The sequence below is a fragment of the Spirochaeta lutea genome (genome assembly GCF_000758165.1).
Lineage (GTDB): Bacteria > Spirochaetota > Spirochaetia > DSM-27196 > Salinispiraceae > Spirochaeta_D > Spirochaeta_D lutea.
Genome location: NZ_JNUP01000068.1, coordinates 1 through 1,894 on the forward strand (window position 1 = coordinate 1; position 1,894 = coordinate 1,894).

1 protein-coding gene and 1 pseudogene are annotated in these 1,894 nt (G+C 50.0%); one reads left to right on the plus strand and one right to left on the minus strand.

Annotation, left to right across the window (positions count from 1 at the left end):
• Positions 1-254: hypothetical protein (locus DC28_RS16765; RefSeq protein WP_238565820.1), on the minus strand; the 254-nt coding region annotated here is incomplete at its 3' end.
• A gap of 446 nt (positions 255-700) precedes the next feature.
• On the opposite strand from DC28_RS16765, the pseudogene DC28_RS12260 reads away from it, so the two are divergent.
• Positions 701-1,888, plus strand: a pseudogene (locus DC28_RS12260) (IS256 family transposase).
• Positions 1,889-1,894: the final 6 nt, after the last annotated feature.

Below are 1,894 nucleotides of genomic sequence, written 5' to 3' on the forward strand. Positions count from 1 at the left end.
TTGTTCCAATCCACGACAGGATTATCATCAGAGGACTGTTCAGAGATGTACAAATTCGCCCGCCACAGGGCTTTGTGGTCTATCACGGCAATCATTTCATCTTGGGCCGTAGTTACAACGGTGCCCTCAACTTGGCTTGAAAGGCTGCCGGCAACTTCAAATCGAAGCAGCACATCATCACCAGGATGAATCGCTCCATACGGACGAAGTCCGAAACTGCTCAGCTCACCCGGGAACAACTCTTGGTTGTCCATGCGCAGTTGGAGATCCTTGCCTGTCCCAAATTGTGAATACCCCACGGTTAATTCTACTCCATCACGGGGGCGCCCGTCAGCTCTCAAAGGGCTGGGTGGTAGATTTTCGTGATTCTCCAGCCCGTACGCCTGACGCAGAAGGGTCTGCGCCAAACTGCCCGCCGGTTCACCAGTTACATAGTCATAGATTGCCCGATAGGGAAACCTCCCATCACTCGGATTCTCCTGACGTTCAAACACCACAAGGGGAATGAAACTTCCACGCCCTCCCGATTGCTCCCGGATTGCGCCAAAGATGAATCCGCTTCCGGTGTTCCGGTATATATTTGTCTGCTTACCCTCTGCATGATAACGTACAATATTTTGCGCAAATAGCTGATAAAGAAAGAGTCCTCAATCTGACGATTGATAAATAACTACAAAAACCAAGTCAGAGAGAGGACCCAATGCCTGGTAAGATTATCGAAATTAATGAGGAAGAAGTCAAAGCCCATTTAGGGGATTTTGTACGGGAAACGGTAGAAGAGACATTGAATGCGATGTTGGAGGCTGAAGCAGAACAACTCCTGAATGCCCAGAAGCATGAGAGAAAAACTGAGCGCAAGGGGTATCGTGCCGGTCATTATGACCGGAAGTTTCTGACCAAGGCCGGCGAGGTAACGCTCCAGATGCCGAAACTAAAGAAGGTGACGTTTGAACCGGCGATCATTGAGCGGTACAAGCGCCGGGAAATTTCTGTTGAGGAAGCGATGGTGGAAATGTATTTAGCCGGCGTATCTGTTAGGCGTGTGGAAGACATCACCGAAGCACTCTGGGGAGCAAAGGTGTCACCGGGAACGATTAGCAATCTGAACAAGAAAATCTACGAAGAGATCGAGAAGTGGCGGAACCTTCCCCTCAAGAGCCATTACGCATATGTATACCTGGATGGGATATAGATGAAGCGCTCCTGGGCTGGAGAGGTTCGTAATGTCTCGGTTCTGGTGGCCATAGGAGTCAACGAGGATGGGTTTCGAGAAATAATCGGGGTGGCTGAGGGCACCAAGGAGGACAAGGACAGCTGGCAACGGTTCTTGAGATATCTCAAAGACCGGGGGTTGGAGAGTGTCGACATGTTCATCTCCGATAAATCCCTCGGTCTGGTGGAGTCGATTCCGGAGTTTTATCCCCAGGCACTCTGGCAGCGTTGTGTCGTCCATTTCTACCGGAATGTCTTCAGCTTTGTACCCCATGGCAAAGTGAAAGAAGTTGCCACAATGCTGAAAGCCATCCATGCCCAAGAGAACAGGGAGGAGGCGATCCGAAAGAAGGACCTCATTGCCCAGAAGCTTATCGAAATGAAGCTTAACAAGGCCGCTACCCTGGTACGGGAAGGATCCCCCGAAACCTTTTCCTACTATCACTTCCCGGTTGAACATTGGAAACGGATAAGGACCAACAATGGTCTTGAGAGAATCATGCGAGAAATCAGAAGGAGGACACGAGTAATCGGTTCCTTCCCCGATGGTGAATCTGCCCTGATGTTGGTTGCGGCCCGGCTGCGTCACATCTCTAATTCTACATGGAGTGAACGGAAGTATCTGAATATGGACCTGATGATTGACTTCGATCAGGAAGAAGATCAGGTGTCATAGTTGGAA